The following is a 14,487-nucleotide window of genomic DNA, read 5'->3' as shown; positions in this document are numbered from 1 at the left end:
GCCCGCCGTCCGCGAGGAGATCCATGCACGACCATCGCAAGCTCGGCCGCGAACTCGGCCTGTTCGACACCGACCCGCTCATCGGATCCGGCCTGCCCTACTGGCTGCCCGACGGCGCCACAGTGCGCCACGAACTAGAGGAATTCATCCGCACTGCCGAACGCCGGGCAGGGTACCGGCACGTGTACTCACCGGTGCTCGGAAAGCGGGAGCTCTACGAAATATCAGGGCACTGGGCACATTACCGCGACGACATGTTCCCGCCGATGCAGTTGGGCGGCGAACAAGTAGTGCTGCGCCCGAGCCTGTGCCCACATCACGCGGTGATGTATCGTTCCCGCTCGCACAGCGACCGCGAATTGCCTTTGCGGATGGCCGAATTGGGCGGGATGTATCGGTCCGAACTCTCCGGCGTACTCGGCGGACTCACCCGTGTCCGCGCGATCCAGCTCAATGACGCGCACATCTTCTGCACCGAGGATCAGGTCGCCGAGGAGGTCTCGGGCGCGCTGGAACTGATCCGATCTGCCCACACGGCCATGGGCATCCGTCCCACTCGATACCGGCTGTCATTGCCCGGACCCGGCGGGAAATACGTTGCGGCCCGGCGTCTCTGGGAGCGATCGATCACCATGCTCACCGATGTACTCGACCGCACCGGGCTGTCGTATGAAGCGGCCGAGGGCGAGGCTGCGTTCTATGGCCCCAAAATCGATATCCAGTTCACCGACAGCGCGGGCCGCGAATTCACCCTCTCCACCGTGCAGGTCGACTTCCATCAACCGGAGCAATTCGACCTGCACTACATCGGTGCGGACAGTGCCAAGCACCGCCCGGTCATGGTGCATCGCAGCATTATCGGCAGTGTCGAGCGGGCCGTCGCGCACCTGATCGAGGTGCACGGCGGTGCGTTCCCGGCCTGGCTGGCCCCGACCCAGGTGATCGTCCTGCCGGTGTCGGCGGCCGAGGCGGTGCACGCCGAAGCGCTCGTCGAACGCTGTCTCGAACTGGGACTGCGCGCCGAAATCGCGGATCAGGGCAGTCTCGGCGCGCGCATTCGTGAATCTCGCCTGATTCCCTATCACGTTGTGATTGGTCCGAAGGAGGTCGCGAATGACCTTGTCGCGGTGCGGCTTCGGGACGGACAACGCCTCGATCCACTACCCGCCGGCGAATTGCTGTCCCGCATAACCGAACTCATCGCCGCACGCAGCACCGAGCTGTGACCTTCAGTGATCGGTGACGAAGTGGATCGCCAAGCGGTCGCACAGTTCACCGAGTGCGCACGCATCGATGTGTGGCGCATCGGGCCACACATCGGCGTTCGTCCACGGCACCGAGGCGGGGGTGCCGTGCGGACGAGCGAATACGTGCTGATGGAAGTGGGCGACACTCAGCCCGGTGATCGCGGAGAAGACGAATTCCGGTGCCAGCTCGACATATAACGCGTGCGCGGCGCGGCGGGCTGCCCAGCCAACGGCCCGCGCCTCGGCGTCGGTCAAGGTCGATAATGTCGGTGCGTGCCGCCGGGTTTCCACGAAGAGGTAGCCCGGTACCGGTGTGCCCTCGGTGAGCGGTCGATGCGTCACCAATACCAGCTCGTCCGCGTAGATTACAGGACCGACCAGCGCGCCGATCCCCCGATGCTTAGCACAGATCGGACATTCGTTGCCATCCGCACCGGAGTTTCCGTGCGCTGCCTCGATATCGAAGCTCCGCCAAGCCATTCGATATCGCCGAGCACCGTTGCGGCACTTGGTGTTATCCCGCTGACGAGGTCGGGTCGGGCGGTGCCGCCTGGCGCCGCCGCACATTGTGGATCGTGGCATCGGCGGTCAGTTCAGAGCCTCGGTGGCCATCTCGTCGCGCGGGATCACCGCGTCCGGATGTTTCCGACGGTCAGCGGCGGATTGATCGGAGTTGTGGAACTCGTCATGCCGCGACGTTAGTCACCTGCGGTGCCGACCGAAGGGGTTGCGATCACGCAGAAATTATTACGCCAACCACGCCATTCGACCGGAGAGGCGGCACACCCGCGAGTGCTGGACCGTAGCCGATCAGGCGCAGCCGCCCGGGACGACCAACGCACCGACCGCACCGACGCCGAGGTGAACGCCAAGGGTCGGCCCGAATTCCGCGATGATCAGTTCACGAATACCGGGTACCAATTCACGCAGTTGGGTGGCGACGGCATTCGCGGCGTCCTCGGCACCCAGGTGTTGTACGGCGAAGGCGGCGCCATCGTCACCGGCCGCATCCACCACTGCCGCAACGAGTTTGGCGTAGGCCTTGGAGCGAGTGCGCACCTTTTCGCGCAGTTCCAGACGGCCCTCGACGATCTGCAGCAGCGGTTTGCTGACCAGTTCGCTGCCGAAAAATGCTGCGGCGCTGCTCAATCGGCCGCCGCGGCGCAATTGTTCGGTGCGATTCACCAGGACGAAGGTTCGTGATCGGCTGGCCGCCGCGACAGCGGTGTCGTAGACGACATTCAATGTCGCGCCACCGCGGGCGCGGCGCGCGGCGGCGAGCACCGGCAGACCGGTGGCAAGACCAGCGCCGAGTGAATCGACCAGCCGGACCTGATCAGCGGCGTCCATATCGCGGATCGCCTGCCGTCCCGCCTCCCAGGTACCGGAGAGTTGGCGCGAAAGATGTACCGCGACAACGCCGTCCCCATTGCTGCGCGCCAGCGCCTGCTCGTAGACCGCGCGCAACTCACCGGGTGAGGCCGCCGAGGTCGTCACGGTATCCGAGCCGTAGTCGATATCGATGGCGTCGACGCCTTCGCGAATGGTGCGGTCGCCGACCAGAACATGCAGCGGGACAACGGCAATGTCCAACTCACCGACGAGTTCAGCGGGGATGCTGGCGGACGAATCGGTGACCACCACGACGGCCACGGACTACCGAACCTCCTGCAAGGTCTTCACCATCGCATTCGCCACCGCGGTATGTCCGGCCCAGCCCCAATGGATGCCATCGGGATTCGCGTCTCCAGAGAAGATGTCCTCGCGCACCGCGTCACCGAGATCGACGAGCGGGACGGAGGTCTCGGCCGACCATGCGCGCAGCGCCTTGACGGCACGCTCGCGGCCGCTGTGCACATGCCCGTAGGCGGCACAGTTGTGCACCGACGGCAGCACCGCCACGACCGGCAGATCCGGACGCAGCTGAGCCAGCGCCTCGCGCGACTGCTCCAGGTAGTCCACACTCACCTTCGGCGGCAATGCCACGGGGCGACCGAGTTTCGACAACTTCGGCTGCAGCCAGTTGTAGGTGCCGCGGACCCCGCGACGCAGCACGGGCGGGCGCACATAGCGGATCAATTCGCGCAGCGCGGTCGGCAGCGGCGAGGGCAGGGTGTCCATGCCACCGACCGCGAAGACGACCGCAGCCGCGCGCGGCACCGCGGCCCAGACCCGGGGATCGCCGATCAGCGCCCAGTAGGCGTCGCGGCAGGTCCAGCCGATCCGTCCGATGAGCTCCACATCCCAATCGAGTTCGGCGCCGACCAGGTTCGGCCAGATCTTCGGATGGTCCGCGGGCAGGCCGCCTTTGGGACCGAAGTAGGACAGCGAGTCCGCGATCACCAGCAGCACCGGCCGATCCGATACCTCGGTCGAGGCCGGTTCCGCCGCGGCGGCCGAAACCGCGTCACCGATAACCGATTCGAGCGCGGATTCGGAATCGTCGACCACCGAATCCACTGTGGCAGTGGACTCGTCACCGCTCGCCGAAACCGCGACCGTGTCATCGAGCATGGATTCCATTGCTATGGACTCGTTTGTGGGAACAACGCCGATCACCGACTCATCGGTCGACGCTGCGATATCCCCATCGGATACTGCCGCCACACCTTCCGGTGGCTCACTCGCTGGTTCCGCTGGCTCCACACCGGTTCCGAATTCGGGCGCGGATGCGGCGGGCTCCTCGTTACCTTCTCCGGACTCGGCGACCGATTCATCACTGTCGGATTCGGACGTCTGCGCGTCGGACGGTTCCTCCGCCTCGGCGTTCTTCACCGGGGGAGGTCCGAATAGCGCGTCCGGGATAGCCCGTTCGGGTTTCGCCGAAACCCGACGGAACAATTCATCCGGTACCTGCCGAACCGGTTCTTCAGAGGACATCCGGGGCCACCTTCGCCGCTGCGTTCCACACATCCAGGCGCCAACCGGGCTGATCAATGCTCGGACCGTGACTGCTCAGCTGCACCCAGCTGGTATTGGCCAGCCCTCCCAGGGCAGGCCAGTTCCGCGGCGGCAGGTCGAGCAGCGCGGCCGTGAGGGCGGCGATCAGCCCGCCGTGCGCCACCAGGATGATAGTCCGGCCCGGCCAATCCTGCCGCTCGGCGAATAATTCCCGAACAACCGGTAGTGACCGTGCGCCCACCTCGAGTTTGCTCTCACCGCTGGGCGGGGTATAGGCCGCATCCAAACGCCACGCCACCCGCGCGCCTGGGTAGTCGGCGTCGACCTCGAGATGGGTCAACCCCTCCCAGTCGCCGAGGTTGGTCTCACGCAGCCGCGGATCGGGGACGACCGGAAGACCGGTGTGGTCGGCCAGTGCCGTGGCGGTATCGAAGGCGCGCCGCAGATCGGAGGAGACGATGGCGATCGCATTGCGCGAAACCAGTTCGCGCGCGGCCTCTTTCGCCTGACGACGACCCAGCTCGGTGAGATCGGTGTCGATCTGCCCCTGCATTCGATCGACGGCATTCCATTCGGTCTGCCCGTGCCGCAGCAGGATCAGCGTGCGGACGCCGGCATACTTACTCACTCGCGTTCTTCCCCCGCTTCACCACGCACCGCGACACCCTCGGACTCCGTGTGCTTGAACACCTCGGTCCCGGCTTCGATCCCTTCCACCGGAACCACCGGGCAATCCTTCCAGAGCCGTTCCAGCGCATAGAAATTGCGCTCATCATTGTGCTGGATGTGCACGACGACGTCGACGTAATCCAGCAGTGCCCACCGACCCTCGCGGGTGCCCTCGCGCCGAACCGGCTTGTGCCCGGCGGCGCGCAGTTTCTCCTCGACATTGTCGACGATGGCATTGACCTGACGCTCGTTCGGCGCGGAGGCGATCACGAAGCAGTCGGTGATCACCAACTGTTCGGATACGTCGAGCACCACGACGTCGGTGGCCAGCTTCTCGTCCGCCGCGCGCGCGGCGACCTGCGCCATCTCCACCGACTCGACCGATGCGCTCATGCCTGCGCCTCGCTGGCGCTCAGCTCCGGTATGACCGCAAAGGCGACTGTGTCCTCGGCTCCCTCGCTCCGCTCCCTCGCGACCTGCGCCTCGCTGGCGCTCAGCTCCGGCATGACCGCAAAGGCGACTGTGTCCTCGGCTCCCTCGCTCCGCTCCCTCGCGGCCCGCGCCTCGCTGCCGCTCAGCTCCGGCATGACCGCATCAGCGGCTCCGTTATTGGTTCGCTCGCTGCGCTCGCTCACGCCTCAACTACCTTCCACTCCTACGGGCACATATAAATGCCGCTTCGATATGTACTGCACGACGCCGTCGGGCACGAGGTACCACACCGGCCGATTCTCGGCGGCGCGGCGACGGCATTCACTCGACGAGATCGCCAACGCCGGGATTTCGATCATGGTCACCGCATCGACCGGCAGGTCACGCAGATGCTCCTCGAGATGATCGGTGTTCAGCTCATACCCCGGTCGACTCACCCCGACGAATTTCGCCAGTTCGAACAACTCCGCCCAATCCTGCCACGTCAGGATGTTGGCGAGCGCGTCAGCTCCGGTGATGAAGTACAGCTCGGCATCGGGATGCTTGGTGCGCATCTCGCGCAGGGTGTCGACGGTGTAGGTGACCTTGCCCCGGTCGATATCGGCCCGGCTGACCGAGAATCGGGGGTTGGAGGCGGTCGCGATCACGGTCATGAGGTAGCGATCCTCGGCCGCGCTGACCTGCCTGTCGGCCTTCTGCCACGGCTGTCCGGTCGGGACGAAGATCACCTCGTCCAGTTCGAATCGGTTCGCGACCTCGCTGGCGGCGACGAGGTGGCCGTGGTGGATGGGGTCGAATGTGCCACCCATCACCCCCAGCTTGCGTCGACGCCGCCCGTTCTCCTGCATGAGAGCCGAGCTTAACCGGTCGGTTCGGTCCGAGCCGGGGCTGGACGGTCAACTGCTGACGACTGCCCGCAGACCCGGCTTCAGCATTGCGTCCAGTTCGGACCACGGGATCGTGATGTCGATATAGCCCAGCGCATGCGAGGCGATCTCCCCGAGGTAGACGCGCAGACCGTCGGGCGTGGCCAGCCAGTCCTTGAAGTTCTCCACCGCCGGTGCGATGCGCTGCTTGTCGTAGGGGTTGGTGCCGACGCGGGACTTGGGTACCTGCACCGCCGCCTGCTCCGACAGCCGCTCGAGCCCCCGCTGCAGATCGGTGAACAGATCCGGCAGCGTGAGCGCCTTACCGTCGTCGATATCGGTCACATGAGTGCGCTTGAAGGTGGTCGGATGCAGCTTGCCGCCGTCGACCTCGACCTCGATGCCGAGCACACCGCTGAGCACATGGCGGCCGATATGGGCGACCTCGCTGTTGAACCCTTTGACCGCCCGGTCCTGCGCTGCGCTCCGGAGGAACGGATCCAACTCGGCGCGCAAGCCTTCGTTGAAGTCGGTACGCGCAGCGTCGGTTCCGCCTTCGACCTGCGGCAGGTCGAAGGAGTACCAGGGACCCTCGAGCTTGACAATGGTCGCGGTGAAGGCCGGTACCGCGGACGTGGCGGCCCGATCGGCGGACCCGCAGGCCGTGAGCACGGCCAACAGGACGCTGACCAGGACAGCGGCAGCGGTCTTCCTCATTTCGCCTCCCCGAATAGCTCGCATGCGTGCCCGAGAAGGTACCACCGCGTCAACTGCTGACGATCGCGCGCATCCCCGGCTTCAGCACGCCGTCCAGCGCGGACCACGACACGGTGACATCGATATTGCCCGCGGCGTGCGAGGCGATTTCGCCGAGATAGATCCGCATGCCCTCGGGCGTGGCCACCCAGGTGTGGAAATGCTCGGCGACCGGGTTGAGCAGACTCTTGCTATACCCGGTCGCCCTCGGGTTCTGCTGTACCTGGGCCTCGGCCTGGGTCGAGAGCGTGTTCAGGCCCTGCTGCAGATCGGTGAACAGGTCGGGCAGGGTGATGGCCTTGCCGGTAGCGATATTGGTGACGTGCGCGAAGTCGTTGCTGTTCGGGTGCGCTGCCCCTTCGGAGTACATAACGACAACCAGATGTCCGCTGAGCACCAGCGAACCGATGCGGACGACCTGGCTGTCACCGCCGGTGACCGAATCGCCCGGCCGGTTGATCCGATCGAGCCACTCCTGCGCTCCGGCCCGCATCGCATCGTTGAATTCGGTTCTGGGATCAGTCTTTCCACCGCTCACCTGAGGCACGTCGATCTTGTAGCCCGCGCCCTCGAGATGAAGCGTTGTCGCGGTGAATGTTTCGGCCCGAGGCGATCCGGCAACGGTCGTCGACGCGGCCGCCGTGGACGAGGTCGCTCCCCCGGTCGTCGGCGACCCGTCCGACCCACAGGCCGTGAGTACTGCGGCGCTGGCCAGCGCACCGATAACAGCAGCGGTCTTCTTCATTCGGAACTCCGAATCGACAACGCACCGAGCCGTTCTCGGTGTCCTGCCCAACAATGCCGATGCCGCCTAACAGATTTCTTATCGTCCGCAAATGCCCGAGGCAGCAGCGTCGGACAAACGGGGCGTTCACCCCGTATATTAAACGGGCGAATCGCCCCGGTTAGTTGTCGAATAGGAGTATGCCATGTCCACCACCCCTCGTGAGACCATCGAACGCCTGCTGGCGTTGACTGCTGGCGGCCCGACGCCGGAGATGGCCGATGTGTATGCCGTCGATGCGGTGTTCGAATTGCCGTTTCTGCCGCCGGGCGCAGAGCATCCCGAAGGCGGACGCGAGGCGTTTCGAGCTCACCTGGTGGAGGGCGCTCGCGTTCAGCGCTTCGATTCCGTCGACGATGTCCGCATTCACGAGACGGCCGATCCCGAGGTCGTCATCGCCGAGTATCGGATCAACGGAACGGTGTTGGCCACCGGCAAGCGGTTCGACCTGCTGATCATCAACGTCTCCCAGGTGCGTGACGGGTTGATCGTCTCGACTCGCAGCTACTCGAATCCGCTCGCCGGTGCCATTGCTTTCGACCAGGTCGAGGCTTTGCTCGGGGGGCTCGTTGGGTGATCAGTCCTCGTCGCGTTGCATGTCGGCGAGTTGGGTGCGGGTATTGAGTAGTTCGGTGGTTACCTCCGGTGATCGGGACGTTTCGGCCAGGCTTTCCAATTCCGTGAGCAGATCACGCATGGTCGTGAGCCAGGGGCGGTCGGATTCCATACCGGCGCCATAGAGCTGTAGCCAGGCCGCGGAGCGCAGGCATTTGGCTCGGGGACCGATGCGGTCGAGGGTCCCCCAGAGGTGGGCGGCGCGAAGGAAGGCGACCACCGCTTGTTCGTCTTCGCCGCAGTAGTCCAACACCGCGGCCGCCGACCAAGCGAGTTCGGCTTCGAGTTCGACGCGGTCGGGATCGTTGTGGACCAGACGCGCCGCTTCGACGAATTGCTTTGCCGCGTCACGGAATCGGTTGAGCTTGCGCAGGGATTCACCGTATTGGCGGCGCACGATCGCCATTTCGGCGGGCGGGTACGGCTGTTCTCCGGCCGCGAGCGGCTGTTCGAACAGGGCGGCCGCCTCCCCATGCCGTCCGGCCCGATGGCAGGCGCGAGCGGCGACGAAGGTGAGATGTATGGCGTCCGCGGGCGAGATCGGTTCCCAGCGTGCGGCGGCGGTGAGTGCCGCATCGGCCAGTTCGTATTCGCGGCCGGGCTGGCCGGATAGCACCATGACGAGCTGGGAACTCAGGCGGGCGAGATGTTCGGCGGGCAGCGCGCTCGCACCGATCGAAAGCGCTTGGCGCAAATATTGTTCGGCATCCTTCGGATAGTCGACCAGACGTACCGCGGCCAGTTCGGCCAGCTGCAGCGCGTCCTCGGCTTGTTCCTGGGCGGTGGCGGTAGTTGCCGGAATTGTGGCGGTAGCCTTGCGCGGCATAGTGTTTCGCATACCGAGCGGGAGCTGGTCGACAAGCGGCTGTTGCGCGAGCCGGGCCGCGACCCGCTGGCTGACCACCGCATTTCCATTGCGTACGTCGTAGCGTGCGGTGAGCTCGCCGATTTCTACACTCAGCTCGGCACGAACCGAATCCACCGTCCCCGCACCGACCGCCAGTGCACCGAGATCCAACTCGCCCAGCCGCCGCAACAGCACGCACACTCCCGATATGAAGGCCAACCGAATGGCGGCATCCGCGCCGGGATCGGTCAGCCACGTCGCATGCTCGGCCACCATCTCCAGACCACGCGCCTCATTCCCGGTCAGTGCGCAAAATTCGATGTGCTCGCCGACCGCACGCCGCAGATCCGGAAGATGGCGCACCAGTGGATAACCCATAAAGTGCGCACTTCGGGCCTCGGCGGTGCGCCCGGTACGCAACATCGGCAGCAGGGCGTGCCCGAGCACCCGATGCGGCTCCTCGGTACAGCTGCGCGCACCGTCGATAACCGGACGCCAGCTCTCCAGAGCGGACTCGTCGTCACCGGCCAGCGCATAGTTCGCACCCCATTGGTTGCGTTCACAGGCGTCGCAATCGGACATGCTGTCGCGCGGTGCCGCACGCGCCGCGTCCAGCAGTTCGGCCGCCACATCGTGCTGACCCAGATCCCGCGCCAGTTCGGAGCGCAGTGCGAGCACTGGGCGTGCGCTGTATCCCCGCTGCCGGTAGCGACTTTCGAGCTCGTCGAGCCAACGGTAGGTGGTCCGCAGTGGCACTGCGGGATTCTCGATCAGACCCCAGGTCAACCATTTCAGATACCAATGCACCGAATGCGTCATCGGACCGAGTTCGGCCGGATGGTCGTCGTAGATCCGCAGCAGCCTGCCGTAGGCGACCGGTGCCAGATCGCGTTCGCCCGCATAGGTGTACGCCTGGGCCAGCTCCAGCAGGACACTGCCCTCGAGTGCCCGGTCCGAACCCGACTTCGCCGCGGCGGCGAGCATTTCCAGGCGTTCGGTGCGGCCGCGTCCGTGCGGCAGCGAACGACTCTGCGCCAGCGCCGACTCGATCTCGGAGGTTTCCATTTCAGGCCTCCTGCGCGGTCTCGCCCGCCGCGCGTCGGGTCGCCCAGCTGAGGAATTCGCCGAATGCGCGATTGAGCAACGCGGTATCGGCCGGTCGCAGTGGCCGGTGTGTCATCAATAACGCTTGGCCGTACAGCGATTCGACCGCGGTTCGTAGGAAGGCTGGCTCGTCGATCCGGCTCAATCGTCGGACAATCGGACTGTTGTGGTTCAACACCAGTTGCGCACGGGGTGCGCTCGCCTCGAGCGCGCCGAGGATTTCGGTCCAGAGCTCGTCCGCGCCGACGGTGGTCTCGACGCGTGCTCGTTCATTGCGCGCGCCGCGACTGTCCAGATGCAGTGCGGGCACCGAAACCGGGTGGAACGCACGCAGAATCACATCGCAGGACAGCGGATCGAGTGCGGTGCGCGCTGCGGCGAGCACCGGAGCCAACAACAGCTCTTCGGCCGGATCCACCAGGTCGAGGGCGGCGGTGACAGCAGCCGCGTCCAGCTCGGTCACGGTGAGGCCGGGCAGGGTCGTTGGCAGCAGCGCGACGAGTTCCGCATCGTAGGTATAGCCACCGTTGACGACACCGATGCCCTGCGCGGCCGCAGTGGCGGCGACCTGACGGAACTCCTCCACCGTCGCCGTCACCCGCATGCTCGGATGGTTGCGTGCGAATTCGGTCAACGGAACCCGGCCATCGGTGGTCTCGAACAGCAAGTGCGGCAGCATGATCCGCAACATGTCCGGCGAATGCCGCGCCATGGCCTTGACACCGAGTGTGTGCACGGACAGGAATGCGGCCAGCCGTTCGGGCTGTTCGGCGGCGATTTCGGTGAGCCAGTCGCGGATTCGGTCACCGAGGCTGTCGCGGACGATGGCGAGGCGTTCGTCTTCGTAGAGGCCCTCACGCGAGGCGGTCGGGCGCAGACTATCCGTGTCGATGACGCAGCGTACGAAAAAGGCCCAGTCCGGCAGCAGTCCGCGCACCGCATCACCGAGCAGCATGCCCTTGAGATACACCCGGTGCGCACTGCTTTCGGCGGGATTCCCCGGTTGCGACAGCACGAAGGCGACCCCGCTGACACCCGCTAATTCGGCATCGAGATCGATCACATCCAGCGGTGTGAAACCAAGGACGCGCTCACCGTATTCGAATAGCGCCGCGCGCCGCTGCGCCGCAGATGCATAGCTGCGCCGCCATACCGCAGGACCATCGGTGGCGCGCAGCCCGGCACCATTCGCCTCGACCGTCACTTCGTAGGGCAGCAGCGATCCATAATCGCGAACCAGATCCAATACCCGCCCCGGCGTGAACCACTCGCGCGCACCCGCTCGCGGCGTGAGATGCACCGTGGTGCCGGGCTCTTGCTGTACTGCCGGATCGAGCAGACGTAGCGAGTATGTGCCATCGGCGGCGGCCAGCCATTCGACGGGCGGGGCGTCCGGGTCGATGGCCGAACGGGTGACCACACGGATCGTCTCGGCCACGGTGAAACACGCCAGCAGCCCGATACCGAACTGCCCGAGGAACTCTCGCCGCGCACCCTCGATATCGTCACGCTTCGACGAATGCCCGATGGTGGCGAGGAAGCGGTGCACGTCGGCCTCGGTGAGACCGATACCGTGATCGGTTATCCGCAACCCCGATTCGTCGACAACCAGCCGAATAGCTGTGGGCGCCAACGCATCATGCTGCCTGTGCGCGGTGACGGCGTCGACCGCGTTCTGCAGTAGCTCACGAATATAGACCCGCGGACTGGAATACAAGTGATGCGAGAGCAGATCGACGATTCCGCGCAGATCGACCTGGAACGAATAATCCCCACTACCGCTGCGGCCGGACCCGACCGGCGCGTTGTTCACCATGGAGCGAATCCTGGTGCGCAGCGCCAATAGTTCCCTTAACGAATGCTGATGGTGTTAACGGCGACCGATAATGAGTTCGGTCACAATCGCGTCACACCGGCAGCAGCCGCGACACCACCGCGGTCAACTGTTTGGCCGAGCGGCACTCGTGCATCTCGATCACTTCGCGATACTTGTCGGCGGCGGAATCGCCTGTGCCCCAGTTGTTTTCCTTCTCCGGATTGAGCCAATGCGCGTGCTTGGCGGTGTGCACCAGCTCGCGCAGCGTAGTCAGTTCCGGATCGCGGTAATTGGTGCGGGCATCGCCGAGGATCAGCAGCGAACTGCGGGAGGTCACCGCATCGGGCCACTGCTCGACGAAGGTCGACAGCGCGTGCCCGTAGTCGGAGTGCCCGTCGAGGCCGACCACCTTGCCCTCGGTGAAGATGCGAGCCATGGACTGGTCCAGCTGGGTGTGCGGATCGAAGAATCGGGTCACCTCATCGGTCCGATCCACGAAGGCGAATATCCGCACCCGGGAAAACTGTTCGCGCAGCGAATTGACCAGCAAGAGCGTGAAGTTGCTGAATCCGGCCACCGAGCCGGACACATCGCAGAGCAGCACCAGCTCGGGGCGGCCCGGTCGCGGTTTGCGATTGACCAGGTCGATGGGCACGCCACCGGTCGACATGGATTTGCGCAGCGTCTTGCGCAGATCGATCTCACCGCGACGAGCGTGCCTGCGCCGCACGGCAAGTCGGGACGCCAGGATTCGGGCCAATCGCTGCGTGCCGCGCCGCATCTCCGCGAGTTCGGTTTCCGAAGCGCGCAGGAAATCGACGTCCTCCACCTGCCGGGAGACGGCATAGCTCGCGACGCGCTCCCTGCCGATATTCTCGGCGACCCGCCGATGCGTTTCCGCTTCCACAATGGCGCGGAATCCGGCGATGCGCTGGCGACCGATGCGGCGGGCGATCTCGGCATCGAATTCGCTGGTATCGGGTCCGACAGCCAAACCCTGGAGAATCCTGGCCAGCAGCGTCTCCGGCTGTACCTCGCGCAACGTTCGGTATGCCGAGAAGGACGGACCGCGCGAGGATTCGTACTGCCCGAGTTGTTCGACCAGCTGCGCGGCGATCATCTCCTGCTGCTGTGTCGAATCCTCCTTGGCCAGCAGGGCGGCGAGCAGTCCACGCAGCGCGGGAACGTCGATCTCGCCGGACGGCGTGCGCGGAATCTCCAGATCATCCGCGGTACTGCTGCGCGCGCCGACGGCGGCCGGGAACCACAGGTCGAACAGGCCGTCGAAGGTGCTGCGATGGGCGGTGCGGCGCAGTAGCGAGCAGGCCAGACCTTCGCGCACGACCTCGCGATCCAGCAGATCCAATACCGACACCACACGGCCCGCGTCCACCGTCTCCGAAGGACCGACCGGGATGCCGTGCGCCCGCAATGCATCGACGAAACCGACGAGGTGTCCCGAAATCCCGTGCGGCGCATCCAGTGTGGGCTGCGATCCGGCCGCCATGGCTCAGGCCAGCTTCAGCTCGGCCAGCGCGCGCTGGTGGTCGGCCCGATGTTTGAGCACGACGCCGAGAGTAGCGCGCACGGTGGTGTCGTCGAGGTCCTGCAGACCCAGTGCGAGCAGAGTGCGTCCCCAGTCGATCGACTCCGCGACGCTCGGCAGCTTCTTCAGCTGCATGCCGCGCAGCACGTGCACGATCCGCACCAGCTGCGCGGCGACCGAGGCGGACAGCTCCGGCACTCGACTGGCCAGGATGCGGCGCTCGAGTTCCTCATCCGGGAAGTCCAGGTGCAGATAGAGGCAGCGGCGCTTGAGCGCTTCGGACAGTTCGCGGGTGGCATTGGAGGTCAGCACCACGAACGGCTTGCGGCTGGCGGTAATGGTGCCGAGTTCCGGCACCGTGACCGCGAAATCGCTGAGCACCTCGAGTAGCAGACCCTCGATCTCGACATCGGCCTTATCGGTCTCATCGATGAGCAGCACGGTCGGATCGGCCCGGCGGATCGCGGTCAACAGTGGGCGCGACAGCAGGAATTCCTCGGTGAAGACGTCGGCCTTGGTCTCTTCCCAGTCGTTCTCGCTGGAGGCCTGGATCCGCAGAATCTGCTTGGCGTGATTCCACTCGTAGAGTGCGCGGGCCTCGTCGACGCCCTCGTAGCACTGCAGACGCACCAGCTCGGCATCCGCGGTCTGCGCGACCGCCCTGGCCAGTTCGGTCTTGCCGACACCGGCCGGGCCCTCGATCAACAGCGGCTTACCGAGCCGATCGGCCAGGAATACCGAGGTCGCCGTCGCCTTATCGGCCAGGTACCCGGTCGTGGCCAGCCGTTCGATCACATCGTCGACCGAAGTGAAGATCGGCTCCTGCACTGCGCTTTCGGTACCCACGTAGCGTCCTTCCATCGAAACCCATCCCTCACGCTACGGGAGCGCCCAGAGCAGGCGC

The 14,487-nt window shown here is 65.4% G+C and carries 15 protein-coding genes; 2 read left to right on the top strand and 13 right to left on the bottom strand.

Going from position 1 to position 14,487, the window contains the following annotated elements; all coding sequences use genetic code 11:
- Positions 1 to 23: 23 nt before the first annotated feature.
- Positions 24 to 1,226: a threonine--tRNA ligase gene (gene thrS, locus ACQP2U_RS09030; protein WP_433714246.1), complete on the top strand. Its 1,203-nt coding sequence runs from the start codon at positions 24 to 26 to the stop codon at positions 1,224 to 1,226.
- Between the two features lie 3 nt (positions 1,227 to 1,229).
- Here the strand turns inward: thrS and ACQP2U_RS09025 are convergent, their stop codons facing one another.
- The 9 genes from ACQP2U_RS09025 to ACQP2U_RS08985 all read right to left on the bottom strand — a co-directional run bounded on the left by ACQP2U_RS09025 (position 1,230) and on the right by ACQP2U_RS08985 (position 7,616).
- Complete coding sequence (locus ACQP2U_RS09025; RefSeq protein WP_433714245.1) at positions 1,230 to 1,727, bottom strand: HIT family protein; 498 nt, start codon at positions 1,725 to 1,727, stop codon at positions 1,230 to 1,232.
- A 330-nt stretch (positions 1,728 to 2,057) separates the two neighbouring features.
- Positions 2,058 to 2,900 carry a DegV family protein gene (locus ACQP2U_RS09020; RefSeq protein ID WP_433714244.1) on the bottom strand — a complete coding sequence of 281 codons (843 nt, stop codon included), beginning with the start codon at positions 2,898 to 2,900 and terminating at the stop codon, positions 2,058 to 2,060.
- A 3-nt stretch (positions 2,901 to 2,903) separates the two neighbouring features.
- Positions 2,904 to 3,662 carry a diglucosylglycerate octanoyltransferase gene (octT, locus tag ACQP2U_RS09015; protein ID WP_433716409.1) on the bottom strand — a complete coding sequence of 253 codons (759 nt, stop codon included), beginning with the start codon at positions 3,660 to 3,662 and terminating at the stop codon, positions 2,904 to 2,906.
- A 454-nt stretch (positions 3,663 to 4,116) separates the two neighbouring features.
- On the bottom strand, positions 4,117 to 4,776 hold the full coding sequence (locus ACQP2U_RS09010; RefSeq protein ID WP_397033359.1) for a histidine phosphatase family protein: 660 nt from the start codon (positions 4,774 to 4,776) through the stop codon (positions 4,117 to 4,119).
- A complete protein-coding gene (gene rsfS, locus ACQP2U_RS09005) occupies positions 4,773 to 5,210 on the bottom strand; it encodes a ribosome silencing factor (protein WP_397033361.1) in 438 nt (145 codons plus the stop codon). Before rsfS ends, ACQP2U_RS09010 begins: the two co-directional genes overlap by 4 nt.
- A complete protein-coding gene (locus ACQP2U_RS09000) occupies positions 5,207 to 5,452 on the bottom strand; it encodes a hypothetical protein (RefSeq protein ID WP_433714243.1) in 246 nt (81 codons plus the stop codon). The genes rsfS and ACQP2U_RS09000 overlap by 4 nt, the downstream gene beginning before the upstream one ends.
- 3 nt (positions 5,453 to 5,455) lie before the next feature.
- On the bottom strand, positions 5,456 to 6,097 hold the full coding sequence (gene nadD, locus ACQP2U_RS08995) for a nicotinate-nucleotide adenylyltransferase (protein WP_397033364.1): 642 nt from the start codon (positions 6,095 to 6,097) through the stop codon (positions 5,456 to 5,458).
- Positions 6,098 to 6,145: 48 nt separating this feature from the next.
- Positions 6,146 to 6,832 carry an RsiV family protein gene (locus ACQP2U_RS08990; protein WP_433714242.1) on the bottom strand — a complete coding sequence of 229 codons (687 nt, stop codon included), beginning with the start codon at positions 6,830 to 6,832 and terminating at the stop codon, positions 6,146 to 6,148.
- A gap of 49 nt (positions 6,833 to 6,881) precedes the next feature.
- Positions 6,882 to 7,616, bottom strand: a complete 735-nt coding sequence (locus ACQP2U_RS08985) for an RsiV family protein (RefSeq protein WP_433714241.1) — start codon at positions 7,614 to 7,616, stop codon at positions 6,882 to 6,884.
- A gap of 184 nt (positions 7,617 to 7,800) precedes the next feature.
- On the opposite strand from ACQP2U_RS08985, the gene ACQP2U_RS08980 reads away from it, so the two are divergent.
- Positions 7,801 to 8,232, top strand: coding sequence for a nuclear transport factor 2 family protein (locus ACQP2U_RS08980; protein ID WP_433714240.1), 432 nt, complete (start codon positions 7,801 to 7,803; stop codon positions 8,230 to 8,232).
- On the opposite strand, the gene ACQP2U_RS08975 is transcribed toward ACQP2U_RS08980, so the two are convergent.
- From ACQP2U_RS08975 to ACQP2U_RS08960, 4 genes are all read right to left on the bottom strand, one after another.
- Positions 8,233 to 10,182, bottom strand: a complete 1,950-nt coding sequence (locus ACQP2U_RS08975; RefSeq protein ID WP_433714239.1) for a hypothetical protein — start codon at positions 10,180 to 10,182, stop codon at positions 8,233 to 8,235.
- Between the two features lies 1 nt (position 10,183).
- A complete protein-coding gene (locus ACQP2U_RS08970; protein ID WP_433714238.1) occupies positions 10,184 to 12,037 on the bottom strand; it encodes an HSP90 family protein in 1,854 nt (617 codons plus the stop codon).
- 91 nt (positions 12,038 to 12,128) lie between these two features.
- Positions 12,129 to 13,544: a vWA domain-containing protein gene (locus tag ACQP2U_RS08965; RefSeq protein WP_433714237.1), complete on the bottom strand. Its 1,416-nt coding sequence runs from the start codon at positions 13,542 to 13,544 to the stop codon at positions 12,129 to 12,131.
- A 3-nt stretch (positions 13,545 to 13,547) separates the two neighbouring features.
- Positions 13,548 to 14,444, bottom strand: coding sequence for an AAA family ATPase (locus ACQP2U_RS08960; protein WP_433714236.1), 897 nt, complete (start codon positions 14,442 to 14,444; stop codon positions 13,548 to 13,550).
- Between the last annotated feature and the right edge of the window lie 43 nt (positions 14,445 to 14,487).

This window comes from Nocardia sp. CA-084685, assembly GCF_050955785.1.
Lineage (GTDB): Bacteria > Actinomycetota > Actinomycetes > Mycobacteriales > Mycobacteriaceae > Nocardia.
This window is presented reverse-complemented; position numbering and strand designations above follow the sequence as displayed.